The organism is Anaeromyxobacter dehalogenans 2CP-C, from assembly GCF_000013385.1.
In the GTDB taxonomy this organism is placed as follows: Bacteria; Myxococcota; Myxococcia; order Myxococcales; family Anaeromyxobacteraceae; genus Anaeromyxobacter; species Anaeromyxobacter dehalogenans_B.
Map to the genome: position 1 here is coordinate 2533929 of NC_007760.1, position 17877 is coordinate 2551805.

At 77.4% G+C, this 17877-nt stretch carries 17 protein-coding genes; 14 read left to right on the forward strand and 3 right to left on the reverse strand.

Translation table 11 applies throughout. The annotated features are described in order from the left end of the window. Positions 1-108 precede the first annotated feature (108 nt). Complete coding sequence (locus ADEH_RS11610) at positions 109-1014, reverse strand: LysR family transcriptional regulator (RefSeq protein ID WP_011421294.1); 906 nt, start codon at positions 1012-1014, stop codon at positions 109-111. Between the two features lie 91 nt (positions 1015-1105). Between ADEH_RS11610 and ADEH_RS11615 the strand changes: the two genes are divergently transcribed. Both ADEH_RS11615 and ADEH_RS11620 read left to right on the forward strand, forming a co-directional pair. After that, a complete protein-coding gene (locus tag ADEH_RS11615; RefSeq protein ID WP_011421295.1) occupies positions 1106-1894 on the forward strand; it encodes an MBL fold metallo-hydrolase in 789 nt (262 codons plus the stop codon). A 68-nt stretch (positions 1895-1962) separates the two neighbouring features. Beyond that, a complete protein-coding gene (locus ADEH_RS11620; protein ID WP_011421296.1) occupies positions 1963-2385 on the forward strand; it encodes a DoxX family protein in 423 nt (140 codons plus the stop codon). A 17-nt stretch (positions 2386-2402) separates the two neighbouring features. Here the strand turns inward: ADEH_RS11620 and ADEH_RS11625 are convergent, their stop codons facing one another. Beyond that, complete coding sequence (locus ADEH_RS11625) at positions 2403-3905, reverse strand: CoA-acylating methylmalonate-semialdehyde dehydrogenase (RefSeq protein WP_011421297.1); 1503 nt, start codon at positions 3903-3905, stop codon at positions 2403-2405. 184 nt (positions 3906-4089) lie between these two features. Between ADEH_RS11625 and ADEH_RS11630 the strand changes: the two genes are divergently transcribed. The 9 genes from ADEH_RS11630 to ADEH_RS11670 all read left to right on the forward strand — a co-directional run bounded on the left by ADEH_RS11630 (position 4090) and on the right by ADEH_RS11670 (position 12467). Next, positions 4090-4998 carry a hypothetical protein gene (locus ADEH_RS11630; RefSeq protein WP_232287259.1) on the forward strand — a complete coding sequence of 303 codons (909 nt, stop codon included), beginning with the start codon at positions 4090-4092 and terminating at the stop codon, positions 4996-4998. A 7-nt stretch (positions 4999-5005) separates the two neighbouring features. Further along, on the forward strand, positions 5006-5278 hold the full coding sequence (locus ADEH_RS11635; RefSeq protein ID WP_041453866.1) for a DUF2277 domain-containing protein: 273 nt from the start codon (positions 5006-5008) through the stop codon (positions 5276-5278). Between the two features lie 84 nt (positions 5279-5362). After that, entirely contained in the window at positions 5363-6610 is a 1248-nt protein-coding gene (locus ADEH_RS11640; RefSeq protein ID WP_049760089.1) for a glutaredoxin family protein, read from the forward strand. 238 nt (positions 6611-6848) lie between these two features. After that, entirely contained in the window at positions 6849-7271 is a 423-nt protein-coding gene (locus ADEH_RS11645) for a tripartite tricarboxylate transporter TctB family protein (RefSeq protein ID WP_232287260.1), read from the forward strand. Positions 7272-7280: 9 nt separating this feature from the next. Beyond that, on the forward strand, positions 7281-8783 hold the full coding sequence (locus ADEH_RS11650; protein ID WP_011421300.1) for a tripartite tricarboxylate transporter permease: 1503 nt from the start codon (positions 7281-7283) through the stop codon (positions 8781-8783). Positions 8784-8794: 11 nt separating this feature from the next. After that, on the forward strand, positions 8795-9775 hold the full coding sequence (locus ADEH_RS11655; protein ID WP_232287261.1) for a tripartite tricarboxylate transporter substrate-binding protein: 981 nt from the start codon (positions 8795-8797) through the stop codon (positions 9773-9775). A gap of 160 nt (positions 9776-9935) precedes the next feature. Then, positions 9936-10919 carry an RNA polymerase sigma factor gene (locus ADEH_RS11660; RefSeq protein ID WP_011421302.1) on the forward strand — a complete coding sequence of 328 codons (984 nt, stop codon included), beginning with the start codon at positions 9936-9938 and terminating at the stop codon, positions 10917-10919. Between the two features lie 13 nt (positions 10920-10932). Then, a complete protein-coding gene (locus ADEH_RS11665) occupies positions 10933-11787 on the forward strand; it encodes an alpha/beta fold hydrolase (RefSeq protein WP_011421303.1) in 855 nt (284 codons plus the stop codon). Between the two features lie 254 nt (positions 11788-12041). After that, the gene (locus ADEH_RS11670; RefSeq protein WP_011421304.1) at positions 12042-12467 is read left to right on the forward strand and encodes a NifB/NifX family molybdenum-iron cluster-binding protein; all 426 of its coding nucleotides are present in this window, start codon (positions 12042-12044) and stop codon (positions 12465-12467) included. Here the strand turns inward: ADEH_RS11670 and ADEH_RS23690 are convergent. Next, complete coding sequence (locus tag ADEH_RS23690; protein ID WP_011421305.1) at positions 12421-14367, reverse strand: sigma-54-dependent Fis family transcriptional regulator; 1947 nt, start codon at positions 14365-14367, stop codon at positions 12421-12423. The two genes, ADEH_RS11670 and ADEH_RS23690, sit on opposite strands and share 47 nt — an antisense overlap. A gap of 279 nt (positions 14368-14646) precedes the next feature. On the opposite strand from ADEH_RS23690, the gene ADEH_RS11680 reads away from it, so the two are divergent. From ADEH_RS11680 to ADEH_RS11690, 3 genes are all read left to right on the forward strand, one after another. Further along, positions 14647-15246, forward strand: a complete 600-nt coding sequence (locus ADEH_RS11680; RefSeq protein ID WP_011421306.1) for an OsmC family protein — start codon at positions 14647-14649, stop codon at positions 15244-15246. 62 nt (positions 15247-15308) lie between these two features. Further along, the gene (locus tag ADEH_RS11685; RefSeq protein ID WP_011421307.1) at positions 15309-16568 is read left to right on the forward strand and encodes a flavin-containing monooxygenase; all 1260 of its coding nucleotides are present in this window, start codon (positions 15309-15311) and stop codon (positions 16566-16568) included. 17 nt (positions 16569-16585) lie between these two features. Then, entirely contained in the window at positions 16586-17785 is a 1200-nt protein-coding gene (locus ADEH_RS11690; protein ID WP_011421308.1) for an FAD-dependent oxidoreductase, read from the forward strand. Positions 17786-17877 lie beyond the last annotated feature (92 nt).

Genomic DNA, 17877 nt, shown 5'->3' on the forward strand with positions numbered 1-17877 from the left:
GCGCCGATTCTATCCCCGCCGCGCCGCGTGCGGCGGCCGCGCCCTCCCGCTCGAGCAGGATCAGCTCCCAGCGGTCGGCCGGCTCGTCGTGCCGCACCCCTCCCCGCCTCACCGGCCGGCGCCGCCGGCGAAGAGCGCCCTCGCCTCGGTGAAGAGCCCGGTGAGCGCCGCCGCGACCGCGCCGATGGCCGGGTCGGCGCGCGAGCTGGCGCGGCGCAGCAACCAGACCGGCCGCGGCGGCGGGACCGGCCCCTCGACGCGGCGCAGCGCAGCGTCGGGGTCCCCCATGTAGCAGGGCAGGAGCGCGAGCCCCAGGCCGGCGCGCGCCGCGAGCTGCTGCGAGCCGAACCCGTTCGCGCGGAAGGACGGCCGCTCCTCCGGGTGCGCCTCGGCCAGCCACACCGCCTCCGGCAGGTGCGCGCTCGCCTCGTCGAAGCCGATCCAGCGCGCCCGCGCGCCGCCGGCGATGGCCCGCGCCACCGCCGGCGCGGCGTAGAGCCCGTAGGCGAACGTGGCGATGCGGCGGCCCACCAGGTCCTCTCCGCGCGGGGAGCCGAGCCGGATGGCGAGGTCGGCCTCGTGGCGCGCGAGGCTGAGCGCGCGCGACTCGCCGATGAGCTCCAGCTCGCAGCCGCGCAGGCGCCCCTGCACGCGGGCGAGCCGCGGCAGCAGGAACGCGTCCACCACCGGCCGGGTGGCGGTGACGCGGACCAGCGCGGCCGGCTCCGCCGCGCCGCCGGCGGCGAGCGACGCGGCGGCCCGCTCCATGTCCCGGGCGCGCTCCAGCGCGGCCGCGCCGGCGGCGGTCGGGCGGACGCCGTCCGGCCGGCGCTCCAGCAGCCGCCGCCCGAGGGCCCGCTCCAGCGCGGCCACCCGGCGCGCCACCGTGGCGTGGTTCACGCCCAGCGCGCGCCCCGCGCCGGAGAGGCTGCCCGCCCGCGCCAGCGCCGCGAAGCAGCGGACGTCCTCCCAGTCGAGCGCGCCTGTGCGATGTCGATCGGCGATCGTGCGCATCTGCGCATTGTCGCACAGGAGGCGGCGCGGCAGGTTCCGGCGTGCGGCGCGGCCCCTCCGAACCCCCGGAGCCCCGCCCCGGAGGTCCCTCATGGCCCGGACGGCTCGCATCACCCTCATCGGCGGCCCCACCGTGCTCCTCGAGCTGGGCGGCCTGCGCCTGCTCACCGATCCCACCTTCGACGCGCCCGGCAGCTACCCGTCCTCGGGCGGCGCCGTCACGCTCACCAAGCGCACCGGCCCTGCGCTCGCGGCCGCGGAGGTGGGCGCGGTGGACGCGGTGCTGCTCAGCCACGACCAGCACGCCGACAACCTCGATCCGGCCGGGCGCGCGTTCCTGCGCGGCGCCCGGCGCGTCCTCACCACCCGCGAGGGCGCGGGCCGGCTGCCGGGCGCGGAGGGGCTCGCCCCGTGGGAGCGCCGCGTCCTCGCCGCCGGGGCCGGCTCGCTGCTCGTCACCGCCACGCCGGCGCGCCACGGTCCGCCGGGCATCGAGCCGCTCTCCGGCGAGGTGACCGGCTTCGTGGTGAGCGAGCCGGAGGGGCGCGACCTCGTCTACGTCACCGGCGACACCGTGTTCTACGAGGGCGTGGCGGAGGTGGCGCGGCGCTTCCGGCCGGCGGTGGTGCTCATGTTCACCGGCGCCGCCCGCACCCGCGGCCCGTTCCACCTCACCATGAGCGTCAACGACGCGCTCGAGACCGCCCGCGCGTTCCCGGGCGCGGCGCTGGTGGCGGTGCACAACGAGGGCTGGGCGCACTTCACCGAGACCGCGTCCGACCTGGAGCGCTCCTTCGCGGCGCTGGGGCAGCAGGCCCGCCTCGTGCCGCTGGCGCGCGGGCAGACGGCCGAGATCGCGGTGCCGGCGCCCGGGGCCTGACCGCGCCCGGCGGATTCCACGGAACGGCGCGCGCGCCGCGGCTACCTCTCCCGGCGGAGGAGGCAGCCATGGACTACCCCGACCTCGCGCCCCGGGCTCGCTCCTGGGCCCCGCACCTGCTCGGCGTGCTCAGGATCGTCGCCGCGTTCCTGTTCCTGCAGTTCGGGACCGCGAAGCTGTTCGCGTTCCCCGGCCCCGTCATGCCCGGCGGCGGCACCGCGCCGCTCGCGTCGCTCGCCGGGATCGCCGGCGCCATCGAGGCGTTCGGGGGCGCGCTCCTGCTGGTGGGGCTGTTCAGCCGGCCGGTCGCGTTCCTGCTCTCCGGCGAGATGGCGGTCGCCTACTTCTACGGGCACGCGCCGCAGGGCTTCTGGCCGGTGCTGAACCAGGGCACGCCCGCGGCGCTGTTCGCGTTCGTGTTCCTCTACCTCGCCGCCGCCGGGCCGGGCCGTTTCAGCCTGGACGGGCTGCGCGGGAAGGACGCGCCCTGAGGTGCACGCGGCCGCGGCTACGCGTGCGTCGGCATGGCGAAGCCCCCGCGGCCCTCGTCGGCGCCGGCGGGCCAGCGGCTCGTGACGACCTTGCTCCGCGTGTAGAACGCGATGCCCTCCGGCCCGTGCACGTGGAGGTCGCCGAACAGGGACGCCTTCCAGCCGCCGAAGGAGAAGAACGCCATGGGCACGGGGATGGGCACGTTCACGCCCACCATCCCGACCTCCACGTCGCGCGCGTAGCGCTGCGCGGCGGCGCCGGAGCGGGTGAAGACGGCCGTGCCGTTGCCGTACGGGTTGCGGTTCACCAGCGCGAGCGCCTCGTCGAGGCTCGCGGCGCGCAGCACCACCAGCACCGGCCCGAAGATCTCCTCGCGGTGGATCGACATCTCCGGGGTCACGTGGTCGAACAGCGTCGGGCCCACGAAGAACCCGCGCCCGGCCCCGGGCACCTCCCGCGCGCGCCCGTCCACCACCAGCCGCGCGCCCTCGCGCACGCCCGCGTCGATGAACCCGCGGATCCGGTCGCGGTGCGCCGCGGTGATCACCGGCCCCATCTCCACGCCGGGCGCCGTGCCGGGCCCGACCGGCAGCCGCCGCGCGCGCTCCGCCAGCGCCTCGACCAGCGGATCGGCGGCGGTCCCCACCGCCACCACCGCGGAGATGGCCATGCACCGCTCGCCCGCCGAGCCGTAGGCCGCGCCCGCGAGCGCGTCGGCGGTGAAGCCCAGGTCGGCGTCGGGCAGCACCACGGCGTGGTTCTTCGCGCCGCCGAGCGCCTGCACGCGCTTGCCGTGGCGCGCCGCGGTCTCGTAGACGTGGCGCGCCACCGGCGTCGAGCCGACGAACGAGACCGCCGCCACGTCGGGGTGGGCGAGGAGCGCGTCCACCGCCTCGGCGTCCCCGGGCACCACGTTCAGCACGCCCTCCGGCAGCCCGGCCTCCTGGAACAGCTCCGCCATCCGCAGGCTGGTGGACGGGACCTTCTCCGAGGGCTTCAGGACGAACGCGTTCCCGCAGGCGATCGCCACCGGGAACATCCAGAGCGGGACCATGGCCGGGAAGTTGAACGGGGTGATGCCGGCGCAGACGCCGAGCGGCTGGAGCGACGAGTGCACGTCGATGCCGCGCCCCACGTCCTCGGCGCGCTCGCCCTTCAGCAGGTGGGGCGCGCCGCACACGAACTCCACCACCTCGATGCCGCGCTGCACCGAGCCGGCGGCGTCCGGCAGCGTCTTGCCGTGCTCCTCGCAGACCAGCGCCGCGAGCGCGTCGCGGTTCGCCTCGAGCAGCTCGCGGAAGCGCGCCAGGACGCGGGCGCGCCGGAGCGGGGGCGTGTCGCGCCAGGCCGGGAACGCGGCCCTGGCGGCCGCGACCGCGGCGGCGACGTCCTCCGCGCTCGCCAGCGGCACGCGCCGGATCACCTCGCCGGTGGCCGGGTCGAACACGTCGCCGGTGCGGGCGCTGCGCGGGGCGGTGCGCCGGCCGGCGATCCAGAGGTCGAGCAGCGGAGCGGTCACGGGAGGTCCCTCCGAGGGCGGCGGGTCGAGCGGCACGTCGAGCCGCATGCCACCCCGGTAATGATGCCCGCTCCCGCGCTCGACGTCGTCCCGACCCCGGCCGCCGGATGGGGCGCCGCCGCCCGCGGCCGTGCGCCCGGGGTCTCCGCGGCCCACGTTTGGCGCAGGCGCCCCGGCGCCGGCCGTGGCCTCCCGACGCGCCAGATCCCGACCGAGCGACGCCGCCGCGAGGCCCGACCCGCGCGTCCGCGCGCTGTTCGCCGCGCCGCCCGCCGAGTTCGTGGCCCGCCGGGACGCGCTGGCGCGCGAGCTCGCCCCCGACCGCAGCGCGGAGGCCGCCCGCGTCCGCCGGCTGCGGCGCCCGCCGCTCGCGGCCTGGCTCCTGAACGCGCTCGCCCGCGAGCGGCCGGAGGCGCTCGCGGCGGTGCTCGAGGCGGGCGACCGGCTCCGGCAGGCGCAGGCGCGCGCGGTGCGCGGCGAGGGCGGCGCGCTGCGCGAGGCGGCCGCCGCGCTGCACGACGCGATCGCCGAGGCGCTCGGGGCGGTCCGGGCGATCGCTGGCGCCGCGGGACCCGGCGCGGCGGCCGCGCAGCTCGGGACGGTGGAGCGCGGGCTCCGGGCGGCCGCGACCGCCGCGCCGGACGAGCGCGAGGCCCTCCGCGCCGGCGTGCTGGAGCGGCTGCCGGAGGCGGGTGGGCTGGAGCTGCTGGGCGGGCTCGCGCCGCAGCCGGGCGCCGGGCCGGAGGCCGCACCCCCTGGACGATCCCGGGCCGGGCGCCAGGCGGAGCGCGCCGGGCGGCGGGCGCGCGCCGAGGCTGCGGAGCGCGAGCGCGAGCGGCGGCGGATCCGGGCCGAGGCGGAGCGGCTGGAGCGGGAGCGCCAGCGGGCGGCCGAGCGCCTGCGCCGCGCTGCCCGGGCGGTGGAGCGCGCGCAGGGCGCCCTGCAGGCGGCGCGGGCCGCGGCCGAGGCCGCGGGCGCCGCCGCGGAGGCCGCCCGGGCGAGGGCGCAGGCGGCCGGACCGGCGGGAGGGTCCCCCGCCCTCCCCGCACGCCCGCGCAGGGGTGCTGGCCGCGCCCGCGGCCCCGCCCTATGACCGCGGCATGTGCCGCAACATCCGCGTCCTCCACAACTTCGACCCGCCCACCACCGACGGCGAGGTCCGCGACGCCGCGCTCCAGTTCGTGCGCAAGGTGAGCGGGCTGCGCGAGCCCTCGGCCGCCGACGCGGAGGCGTTCGCACGGGCCGTGGACGAGGTGGCGGCGTCCACCCGCCGGCTGCTCGGCGCCCTGCGCGCGCGCACCGCCGTCCGCACGCGCGAGGGCGAGCGCGAGAAGGCGCGCGCCCGCGCCGCGCGGCGCTTCCACGCACCGTGATCGGCGCCCCGCGGGGTCGCCCACTCCGGGCGCGTTCCCGTGCCGCGCCGCCCGGCGCGCTGCACGCCGGCGAACGGTGCTCTGATGGTGCGGAGGCCCGCCGTGGTCCCGCGCCCACCGCCCGCGTTCCTCTTGCCGCTCGCCGTCGCGGCCGCGCTCCTCGCGCCGGCCGGCGCGCCCGCCGGCGAGGAGTCCGGCGCGCCCGCGTGCGCGCCCGATGCCTCCGCCGAGCCCTGCCCGCCCGTCTCGGCGGCGCCGCCCGCCGCAGCCCCCACGCCCGCCGCCGGGCCCGCGCTGGTGGTCTACTGGGGCGTCGGCTGCCCGCATTGCGAGGAGGCGCTGCCGTACCTCGACGCGCTCGCCCGCGCCCACCCCGCGCTGGTCGTCGCCCGGTACGAGGTCCGCCAGGACGCGGCCGGGCGCGCGCGCTTCCGCGCCGAGGTCGAGCGGCTCGGGATCTCGCCGCCCGGGATCCCGCTCTTCGTCGCCGGGGATCGCCACGTCCTCGGGTTCGCGCGGGGGCGGAGCGAGGCGGAGGTGGAGGCGCTCGCGCTGGGCGCGCTCGCCCGCGGCGCCGAGCCGGCTGCGGCGGTGGTGGACCTCCCGCTGCTCGGGCCGCGCGAGGCGCGGCGCATCCCGCTCGCGGCGCTCACGGCGGTGGTCGGCCTGCTCGACGGCCTCAACCCGTGCGCGATGTGGGTGCTGGTGGTGCTGCTCGGCCTGCTCGCGAACGTCCGCTCGCGCCGGCGCGCGCTCGCGTTCGGCGGCGCGTTCGTGCTCGTGTCCGGCGTGGTGTACTTCGCGTTCATGACCGCCTGGTCCGGCCTGTTCGCCGCGCTCGGTGGCTCACGGTCCGTGACGGTGGTGCTCGGGGTGGCGCTCGTCGCGATGGGGCTCGTCAACGTGAAGGAGCTGTTCCTGTTCCGCCGCGGCCCGACGCTCACCATCCCGGACCGCGCCAAGCCGGCGCTCTACCGGCGCATGCGCCGGATCGCCGGCGCGACGCGGCTCCCGGCCGCGCTGCTGGGCGTGGTGGCGCTGGCGCTGCTCGCGAACCTGGTCGAGCTGGGCTGCACGGTGGGGCTGCCGGCCCTGTACACCCGGATCCTCTCGCTGCGCCCCGAGCTCGCGCCCTGGCAGCGCCTCGGCTGGATCGCCGCGTACAACGCCTTCTACGTGATCCCGCTCGGCGCCATCGTGGCGGGGTGGGCCGCGTTCGCCCCGCGGGCCCGGCTCGGCGAGCGGGGGGCGCGGGCGCTGAAGGCGGCGAGCGGGATCCTCCTGGTCGCCTTCGGCGTGGCCCTGCTCGCCGCCCCCGGCCTGCTGATCTGACCGGGACCCAGGCGCGATGACCCGCTGCGTCGCGCGCATCGCGGGCGACGGGACCCACGCGGGACGGCGCGCCCGGCCGCGGCGTTCAGCATCATCGAACCATCCGTTTACCCCCTGCCCGCCGTCCGGCCCCCCCCGGGCCCGCGGCACCGGAGGCCGCTTGGAAGAGGACACGGGGCACCTCGCTCCCCCCCGCCGAGGGCCGCGCGTCCGCGCGCCGCGCGATCTCGCGGCCGGCGTGCTCGTCGCCGGGATCGCGGCGGTGGCCCTGCTCGCCACCGGCGACCTGGACCCGGGCCGGCTCCGGGCCATGGGCCCCGGGATGCTCCCCCGCGCCATCGCGGCCATCCTGGGCCTCGCCGGGCTGGCGCTGATCGCGGCCGCGTTCCTGAAGGACGGCGAGCCGATCGGCCGGTGGCCCCTGCGCGGCCCGGTGTTCATCTCGCTCGCGGTGATCGCGTTCGCGCTCACCATCCGGACGGTCGGGCTCGCGCTGGCGGGCCCGCTGGTGATGCTGCTCGGCGGCGCGGCGTCGCCGGAGGTGCGCTGGAAGGAGCTGGCGATCTTCGCGGTGGTGACGACCGTCGCCTGCGCCGGGCTGTTCCGCTTCGCCCTCGGCCTGCCCATCCCGGTGCTCATCCTCCCCGGGTTCCGCCTCTAGCCCGCCGCCATGAGCGACCTGCTCTCGCACCTCGCGCTCGGCTTCTCGGTCGCGTTCACGCTCCAGAACCTCGGGCTGGCGCTGGTGGGCTGCCTCATCGGCACGCTCGTGGGCGTCCTCCCCGGCGTCGGCCCCATCGCCACCATCACCATGCTCCTGCCCATCACCTACGGTGTGGAGCCCACCGGCGCGATCATCCTGCTCGCCGGCATCTACTACGGCGCGCAGTACGGCGGTTCCACCACCGCCATCCTCGTGAACATCCCCGGCGAGGTGACGGCGGTGGTCACGACGCTCGACGGGCACGAGATGGCGAAGCAGGGGCGCGCCGGGGCCGCGCTCGGCATCGCCGCCATCGGCTCGTTCTTCGCCGGGTGCGTGGCGACGCTGGTGGTGGCCGCGCTCGCCGCGCCGCTCACGCGCGTGGCGCTCCTGTTCGGGCCGGCCGAGTACTTCTCGCTGATGCTGGCGGGGCTGGCGTTCGCCGTGGTGCTGGCGCGGGGCTCGGTGCCGCGCGCGCTGGTGATGATCCTGCTCGGCCTGCTGCTCTCCACGGTCGGGACCGACCTCGAGACCGGCGCCGAGCGCATGGCGTTCGGCTGGGCGCCCCTCGCCGACGGGATCGACTTCGCGGTGCTGGCCATGGGCGTGTTCGGGTTCGCCGAGGTGCTGCGCAACCTCGACCTCACCGAGCAGCGCGACGTGGTGCGGCGGCCCATCGGCCGGCTGCTGCCGACCGGCGAGGACCTGCGCCGCTCGGCCCTGCCCATCGTCCGCGGCAGCCTCCTCGGCGCGATCCTCGGCATCCTGCCCGGCAACGGCGCGGTGCTCGGGCCGTTCGCGTCCTACACGGTGGAGAAGCGGCTCGCCCGCGACCCGCGCCGCTTCGGCCGCGGCGCCATCGAGGGGGTGGCCGGCCCGGAGTCCGCCAACAACGCCGGCGCGCAGACCTCCTTCATCCCGCTGCTCTCGCTGGGCATCCCGCCCAACGCGGTGATGGCGCTCATGGTCGGCGCCATGACCATCCACGGCATCGTGCCCGGCCCGCTCGTGATGACGCGCAGCCCGCAGCTGTTCTGGGGCGTCATCGCCAGCATGTGGATCGGGAACCTGATGCTGCTCGTCATCAACCTGCCGCTGGTCGGCGTGTGGGTCCGGTTCCTGAAGGTCCCCTACCGGCTCATGTTCCCCGCGATCCTGGTCTTCTCCTGCATCGGGATCTACTCGGTGAACAACTCCGCCGCCGACGTGCTCCTCACCGCCGGCTTCGCGCTCGCCGGCTACGCGTTCGTGCGGCTCGACCTCGAGACCGCGCCGCTCCTGCTCGGCTTCGTGCTCGGCCGGCTCATGGAGGAGAACCTGCGGCGCGCGCTCGCCATCTCGCGCGGCAGCGCCGCGTCGTTCGTGCAGCGTCCCATCAGCGCGGCCTTCCTCGCGCTCGCCGTCGTCGTGCTGGTCCTCGCAGTGCTGCCCGCGGTGCGCACGCGCCGCAAGGAGGTGTTCGTCGAATGAGTACGCATCGGATGACCCGAACCGCCGCCCGGCTCGCCGTCCCGGTCCTCGCGGCCCTCGCGCTCGCGGCGGCCCCGGCCCGCGCCGCCTACCCCGAGCGCCCCATCACCATGATCGTCCCGTTCGCCGCGGGCGGCCCCACCGACGTGGTGGCGCGCATCGTGGCCGAGCACATGTCGCGCACGCTCGGCCAGCAGGTGGTGATCGAGAACGTGGCCGGCGCCGGCGGCACCACCGGCATCCTGCGCGCCTCCCAGGCCGCGCCGGACGGCTACACCATCATGATGGGCCACATGGGCACGCACGGCGCCGCGCCGGCCGTGTACCCGGACCTGAAGTACGATCCGCGCAAGGACTTCGCGCCCATCGGCCTCGCCGCCGGCACGCCCATCGTGGTGGTCGCGCGCAAGGACTTCCCGGCCAAGGACTTCAAGGAGTTCGTCGCGAAGGTGAAGGCGGACTCGGAGAAGCTGAACGAGGCGCACGCCGGCGTCGGCTCCGTCTCGTTCACCACCTGCTCGCTGTTCAACTCGCTGCTCGGCGCGAAGCCGACGCGCGTGGTGTACCGCGGCACCGGGCCCGCGCTGAACGACCTGGTGGCCGGCCAGGTGGACTACATGTGCGACCAGATCGTGAACCTGGTGCCGCAGATCCAGGCCGGCACCATCAAGGCGTACGCGGTGGCGCTGCCCGAGCGCTCGCCGGCGCTGCCCGACGTGCCCACCACCAAGGAAGGCGGGCTGCCCGAGTTCCAGGTGACCGCCTGGAACGCCGTGTTCGCGCCCAAGGGGACGCCGCCGGCGGTGGTGAAGCGGCTCTCGCAGGCGCTGCTCGCGGCGCTCGACGACGCGGCCACGCGCAAGCGGCTGCTCGACCTGGGCGGCGACCTCTCCAACACCGCCGCGCGCACGCCGGAGGGGCTGCAGAAGCTGGTCGAGAGCGAGGTGGCGCGCTGGAACAAGGTGCTGAAGGCCACCGGCGCCGCGAAGTGAGCCGTGCCGGCGCACCGCCCGCGCGCCCTCCCGGCGCGGGCGGTGCGCGGCGCGCCCCGCGGCTCGCCGGCGTGGGCGCGCCTCGATCCCCGGTTGGAGCGCTCGCGGCGTTCCGGCGTGCCGCCCGTATCCCGCGGCGGCATCCATCCGTCTCCACCGCATGACCACGCCCCCAGAGCCGACCCCTCCCCTCGCCGGCGCCGTCCAGGCGTCCTGGCACCGCTTCCTCGACACCTACGAGCCGCTGCGGCCGGAGCTCTACCGGTACTGCCGCAGCCTGGCGCGCAGCCCGTGGGACGCGGACGACCTGGTGCAGGACGCGATGGCGCGGGCGTTCGTGACGCTCGGCTGCATGGACGGCCCGCCGGACAACCCGCGCGCCTGGCTGTTCCGGGTGGCGTCGAACCTGTGGATCGACCGGCTCCGGCGCACGCGCGAGGACGCGGGGGACGTGCCGGAGGGCGCGGCCGCGCCCGAGCCGAGGGCGTCGCGCGAGGCGGCCGGCACGCTCATCGGCCGGCTGTCGCCGCAGGAGCGCGCCGCGGTGGTGCTGAAGGAGGCGTTCGACCTGTCGCTGGAGGAGATCGCCGAGGCGCTCTCCACCAGCGTCGGGGCGGTGAAGGCGGCGCTCCACCGCGGCCGAGGGAAGCTGGCCGAGCCGGACGAGGCGCTCACCGCGGCCCCGAGCGCGCCGGTGCTCGACGCGTTCTGCGCGGCGTTCAACGCCGGGGACCTCGAGCGGCTGGTGGCGCTCCTGCTCGACACCGCCAGCGTGGAGGTGGTGCGCGTGCACGCCGAGTACGGCCGCGACGCCGCGCGCAAGGGCGTGTTCCAGGGGATGATGTACGGCAGCCGGCGGCTGGCCGGCGTGGACGGCCAGACCACCGGCATCGACCCGCGCTACCGCCTCGGCGCCCTCCCCGATCGCCCGCGCTGCGAGGTGCGGCTGCACCGGGGCGAGCCGGTCATCGTGCACTGGTACGCGCACGCCGACGGCGAGGCGGTCCGCGCGCTCACCCGCGTCGAGACCTCCGGCGATCGGCTCTCGCGCGTGCGCAACTACTTCTACACGCCCGACGTCATCGCCGAGGTGTGCGGCGAGCTCGGCCTCCCGTACCGCATCAACGGCTACCGCTACTGGTGACGGGGACCCGCACATGACCGCCTCCCTCCTCCCTGCCCTCGCCGCCGCGCTGCTCGCGGCCGCGCCCGCCCCCGCGAGCGCCCCGGCCCGCGCCCCCGCCGACGCCGTCCAGCGCGGCTACGCGCCGGTGAACGGCCTGCGCGTGTACTACGAGATCCACGGCCCCGCGGGCGCGAAGGGGCCGCCGCTCGTGCTGCTCCACGGCGGCGGCTCGAGCATCGAGACCTCGTTCGCGAGCCTGCTGCCCGCGCTCGCGCGGCACCGCCGCGTGATCGCGTTCGACCAGCAGGGTCACGGCCGCACCGCCGACCTCCCGGACCGGCCGTTCACGTTCGAGCAGTCGGCCGACGACACCGCGGCCCTGCTCCGGCACCTGGGCGTGGCGCGCGCCGACCTCTTCGGCTTCAGCAACGGCGGGACCATCGCCCTGCAGGTCGCCGTCCGTCACCCCGCGCTGGTGCGGCGGCTGGTGGTGGCGTCGGCCATGGTGCGCCGCGACGGCCTGGCGCCGCAGGCCTGGGAGGCGATCCGCCGCGGGCGCCTGGAGGACATGCCCGCCGAGCTGCGGCAGGCCTACCTCGCGGTCGCGCCGCACCCCGAGCAGCTCCCGTCCTTCCACGCCAAGTCGGCGCGGCGCATGCTCGAGTTCCGCGACTGGCCGGACGCCGAGGTGCGGTCGATCACGGTCCCGGTGCTGGTCGTGGCCGGGGACCGCGATGCGGTGCTGCCGGAGCACGCGGTGGCGCTCACGCGCATGCTCCCGGACGCGCGCCTGGCGGTGCTCCCCGCCACCGATCACGACGGCGTGGTGCAGCGCCGCGTGGAGTGGCTCGCCCCGATGATCGAGGCGTTCCTGGACGAGCCGTAGGAGGTCGCGGGCGCGGGCGCCGGCGCCGGCGCCGGGAACGTGGACCGGATCGGTCCACGCACGATCCGGCGCCGCGCGCCCGCGACACGTTGTCGCAAAGCGCATTCCGGCGAACCCGCCAGGGGCTGGACGCGCTCATATGTCTCGGGGGTCTCCCGTCGGTCCGCGCGGCGCGCCGGGCCTTCGGGCAGCGGCCAGCGTCGGGCGGCCGACCGGTGACCGAGGTGGCGCGCCGCACGCACGACGGAGAACGCATGCCCGCCACCCTCTGCATCCCCATCGAAGAGAACCGCGGCCTCCTCAGCCCGGTGTCGCCTCACTTCGGGCGCGCGCCGGCGTTCATGCTCGTGGACGCCGCCACGCTGGCGTACCGGGTCGTGCCGAACGCGCCCGGCGAGCGCCCCTGCGATGCGTGCCGCGCGCTGGCGGACGAGGACATCGACGTGTTCCTGGTCGGCGGGATCGGCACGCAGGCGCTGGAGCGGATCCGCGCCCGGCGCCGCATCGCGGTGCTCCGGACGCCGTCGGGCCGGGTGGCGGACGCGCTGGCGCTCCACATCGCCGGCCGGCTCCCGGTGGTGCAGGAGGAGTGTTGCCCGCCGGACGCGCCGCCGGGGCCGGGGCTCCGGGTCCTCAGCGGGCCGAGCGCCGGATGTCGAGGGACTTCATGCGCGACTTGAACGTGGAGGGGCTGATCCCGAGCAGCGCCGCCGCCCCGCCCTCGCCCGCCACGCGCCAGCCGGCGCGCTCCAGCGCCGTCACGAGGCTGTCCCGCTCGAGCTGACGGAGCTCCCTGTCGGTGAGGAGCGCGCCGCCTGCCGGCTCGCGCTCGGCGCGCGGCGACTGGACCGGGGCGGGCGCCGCGGCCGCCGGGAGCACCCGGTCCACGCGCAGCCGGCCGTCGCGGGAGGTGATGATGGCCCGCTCGATCACGTTGCGAAGCTCGCGGACGTTGCCCGGCCACCCGTAGGCGAGGAGCGCGGCGGCGTCCGCGGCGTCCGGCGGCGCCACCGCCCGGCCCAGCTCGCGCGAGAGCTTCGCGGTGAACGCGGCGGCGAGGAACAGCACGTCGTCGCCGCGCTCGCGCAGCGGCGGGAGGCGCAGCGGGAACACGCTCAGCCGGTAGTAGAGGTCCTCGCGGAACCGCCCCTCGCGCGCGGCGCGCTCGAGGTCGCGGTTGGTGGCGGCGATCACCCGGACGTCCACCTTGCGCGTCCGCGCGCCGCCCACCGGCTCGAACTCGCCCTCCTGCAGCACGCGCAGCAGCTTCCCCTGCAGCTCGAGCGGCAGCTCCCCGATCTCGTCGAGGAACAGCGTGCCGCCGTCGGCGAGGGCGAAGCGCCCCTCGCGCCGCTGCGTCGCGCCGGTGAACGCGCCGCGCTCGTGCCCGAAGAACTCGCTCTCGATCAGCGTCGCGGGGATGGCCGCGCAGTTCACCTTGACGAGCGGCCGGTCGCGGCGCGGGCTGCGCGCGTGGATGGCGCGCGCGAAGACCTCCTTGCCGGTGCCGGTCTCGCCGTGCAGCAGCACCGTGGCGCTGGTGCCGGCCACCTGCGCGACGCCGTCCAGCGCCGCGCGCAGCGCCGGGCTGCGCCCGACGACCTCGTCGAACCCGTGCTCGGCCGCGAGCTCCTCGCGCAGGTAGTCGGCCTGCGCGGTGAGCGCGCGGATCCGCCGCTCCGCCTCGACGCGCTCGCGGACGTTGCGCAGGATGAGCGTGTAGTGCGGCTCGCCCCGCACCTCGAAGCCCGACAGCGTGGCCTCGGCCGGGAACGCCTCCCGCCCGGCGGGCTCCACCGCCAGCCCGTCGGGGATCCACATGGACGGCTCGCCGCTGCGCCGCCCCAGCTCGCCCGCCAGCGCGCCCAGCCGCTCCGCGGCCGCCGCGCCCACCAGCCGCGCGAGCGGCTGCCCGCGCGCGTCCGCCGCCGCGCACCCGAACACCCGCTCCGCCGCGGCGTTCACCAGCGTGACGCGCAGGCCGCCGTCCAGCTCGAGGATCGCGTCGCGCGCCGCCCCGATGAGCGCGGCCAGCTCCTCCTGCCGCTCCCGCAGCTCCTGCTGCGCGCGCTCGCGGCGGATCTCGGCGAGCGCCCGGTTCGCGAAGATCTGGAACAGCGCCAGCAGCCGCTTCTCCGGCGGCATGGGGCGGTCGTCCACCACCGCCAGGTGCCCGAGCACGCGGTGCGCCTCGTCCACCAGCGCGACGCCCAGGTAGCTGACCAGCCCGGTCCGCGGGAACGCGATCCGGTCGCGCGGGTACAGCTCGAGGATGCGATCGGGCACGTGGACCACGCGCTGGGCGCGGACCGCGTCCTCGCACGGGGTCCCCGCGACGTCGTACTCGAAGCCGTCTACCCAGTGACCCTCGAACCAGAACGCGAGCGCGCGCAGCCGGTCGCTGGCCGGGTCGTACTCGGTGAGCCACGCGCCGCAGGTGTCGAGCGCCTGCGCCAGGTTGCGGACCAGCGCCCGGTAGAAGGCCTGCCCCGTCTCCGACGCGGTGCCCTCGACGACCGCGCGAAGCGCCACCTCCTCGTCGATCCGCCGCTCGGCGGCGCCGTGGGAGAGATCTCGCATGGCCCGCCCCCCGGGACGGCACCGCGGGCCCCCTGCCCGCCGCGCGCGCGAAACATAGCCGCGCGCCGCATCCGCGCCCGACGAAACGACGTCGGGGCCGGGGACGAGATCTCGCCGCGGCGAGGAATCGCCACGCCCTGCGCGGGGCCTCACGGTGCGCGAACCCGGCGGATTCCCGCGTGCCGTGCGCACCGCCGCCGCTGGCACGCCGCCTGCCATCCCTCCTCGCGCCCGACGACGAGCGACCACTCCCGGTCCTCGGGGCGATGGAGAGACGCGATGCAGACCACGACCACCACCCCCCCCGCCGCGAAGCCCGCCCGCAAGCCGGTGCCGCTCAACGGCGTGGACACGCCCACGCTGTTCGCCACGCTGGACGCGGTGCGCGGCCAGCCCGACCTGGCCCACTTCCGCTTCCGCGCGACCAACCACTGGCAGCAGGGCACGCACAGCCGCACGCGCATCGAGGGCTTCCGCGGCGCCGGCGCCGAGCGCATGCACGAGCGCGAGTTCACGTTCGACGCCGACCACCCCGCGGTGCTGGTCGGCCGGGACCAGGGGCCGACGCCGGTGGAGTTCCTGCTGCACGCGCTCGCCGCCTGCATCACCGCCGGCATCGGCAACATCGCCGCGGCGCGCGGCGTGACGCTGTACGAGGTCGAGTCCACGCTGGAAGGCGACATCGACCTGAACGGCATCCTCGGGCTGTCGCGGGAGGCGCGGAACGGCTACCGCGAGATCCGCGCCACCTTCCGCGTGAAGGGCGACGCGCCGCCGGAGAAGCTGGCGGAGATCGTGGCGCAGTCGCAGGCGCGCTCGGCCGTGTTCGACGTCCTCGCCCACGGCGTCCCGGTGTCGATCATGGTGGACGCGGGGTGAGCCGCCCGCGGCCCGCCGCCCGGTCCCCGGACCGGCGGCGGCCGCGGCGCCCGGAGGCGGCCATGCGGCGCACCGACGTCGTCGTCATCGGTGGGGGACAGGCCGGGCTCGCCATGAGCCGGTGCCTCGACGTCCGGGGCATCGCGCACGTGGTGCTCGAGCGCGGCGCGGTCGGCGAGCGGTGGCGCTCCGAGCGCTGGGACTCGCTGCGGCTGCTCACGCCCCGCTGGCAGTCGAGGCTCCCGGGCATCGCCTACCGGGGCCCGGACCCGGACGGCTTCATGTCGCGCCGCGAGGTCGTCGGGCTCCTGCAGGCGTACGCGCGGTCGTTCTCGGCGCCGGTCGAGGCGGGCGTGGAGGTGACGGCGCTCGAGCCCGACGGCGACGGCTTCCGGGTGGAGGCGCCGGGCCGGCGCTGGCGGGCGCGCGCGGTGGTGATCGCCACCGGCCACTGCGATCGCCCGGCGGTGCCCGCGCTCGCGGCGGCGCTCCCGCCGTCGGTGACGCAGGTCGTGCCGTCCGCGTACCGGAGCCCGGACCGCCTGCCGCCCGGGGGCGTGCTGGTGGTCGGCGCGTCGGCCACCGGCGTCCAGCTCGCCGACGAGATCCACCGGACCGGGCGGCCGGTGACGCTCGCGGTCGGGCGGCACGTCCGCCTGCCCCGCCGGTACCGCGGGCGCGACGTGATGTGGTGGCTCGACCGGACCGGCTTCCTCGCCGAGGGCGCCGACGCGGTGCCCGACCTGGAGGCCGCGCGCCGGCAGCCGTCGCTCCAGCTCGTCGGGCGGCCCGATCACCGGTCGCTGGACCTGGGCGTCCTCGCGGCCGCCGGCGTCCGGCTGGCGGGACGCCTCGCCGGCGTCGAGGGCGGGCGCGTCCTGCTCGCGGACGACCTCGCCGCGTCGGTGGAGGCCGCCAAGCGGCGCATGGAGCGGCTGCTCCGGCGCATCGACGCGCACGCGGCCCGGACCGGCGAGCCCGCGCCGGCGCCCCGGCCCATCCCCGCGCCGGTCGCACCGCCCGCCCCGCGCACGCTCGACCTGCGCGCCGAGGGCATCCGCACCGTGCTGTGGGCCACCGGCTACCGCCGCAGCTACCCCTGGCTCCGGCTCCCCGTCCTCGACGCCCGGGGCGAGCTCCTCCACGACGGCGGCGTCACGCCCGTGCCCGGGCTGTACGTGCTGGGCCTGCAGTTCCTCCGCCGGCGCAACTCCAGCTTCCTCGACGGCGTGGGCGCCGACGCGGAGCACCTCGCAGCGCACCTCGCGCGGCACCTCGCGCACGGCGTCGCCGGCCGCGCCGCGGGCGCGACCGCCGCCTGACCCACCGGAGCCCCGCCATGACGAACGCGTTCCCGATCGACCTCCGCCCCGACTACGACGCCATCGTGGTGGGCGCCCGCTGCGCCGGCGCCTCGACCGCGATGCTCCTCGCGCGCGCCGGCCTGCGCGTGCTCGCGGTGGACCGCGAGCCGGAGGGCTCGGACGCGCTCTCCACGCACGCGCTCATGCGGGGCGGCGCGCTCCAGCTCGCGCGCTGGGGCCTGCTGCACCGGCTGGCGGCGGCCGGGACCCCGGCCATCCGGACCGCCACGTTCCACTACGCCGGCGAGGCGCTTCCGCTCGCGGTGAAGCCGCGCGACGGCGTGGACGCGCTCTACGCGCCGCGCCGGACGGTGCTGGACCCGCTGCTGGTGGAGGCCGCCCGCGCCGCGGGCGCTCAGGTGGTCCACGGCGTGACGCTCCTCGACCTCGTGCGCGACGCCACGGGCCGCGTGTGCGGCGCGGTCCTGGCCGGCGCCGGGCCCGGCGCCGCCGCGACGGTCCGGGCGCGCCTGGTGATCGGCGCCGACGGGCTGCGCTCGCGGGTGGCGCGGCTCGCCGGCGCGCCCGTCGCGCGGCTCGGCGCCGCCGAGACGGGCGTGGTCTACGGCCACTGGTGCGGGCTCCCGGCGGACGGCTACCACTGGTACTACGCGCCGGGGGTGAGCGCGGGCGCGATCCCGACCAACGCCGGCCGCACCTGCCTGTTCGTGGCCGTCCCGCCGCGGCGCCTCCTCGCCGCGCTGCCGGGTGGGCTGCCGGACCTCTACCGCGCGGTCGTGGCGGAGGCCGCGCCCGAGCTCGCTCCGGCGCTCCCGGACGCGCACCTCGACGCGCGGCTCCGGGCGTTCCCCGGCGCCCGCGGCGTGCTCCGCCGCGCCCACGGCCCGGGCTGGGCGCTGGTGGGCGACGCGGGCTTCTTCCGGGATCCGCTCACCGCCCACGGGATCACCGACGCGCTCCGCGACGCCGAGCTGCTGGCGCGGGCCGTCGTCGCGGGCGGCGAGGCCGCGCTCGACGGGTACGAGGCGGCCCGCGACGGGGTGGCGCACGGGATCCTCGAGGTCACCGATCGCATCGCCTCGTTCGAGTGGGATCTCGACGAGGTCCGGCGCCAGCACCAGCTGCTCGCCCGGCACATGGCGGCGGAGGTGGACCTGCTGCTCGGGCTGGGCGCCGCGGCCGCGCCGCCGCCCGGCCTCGCCCGCGCTGGGTGACGCTCCGTGAAGACCATCGCGCCGGCGGCGGGGCGGCGTGCCGCACGCCCCGTCGCGGAAGTGGACCCCGGCCCGGGATCGGGACTCTCATT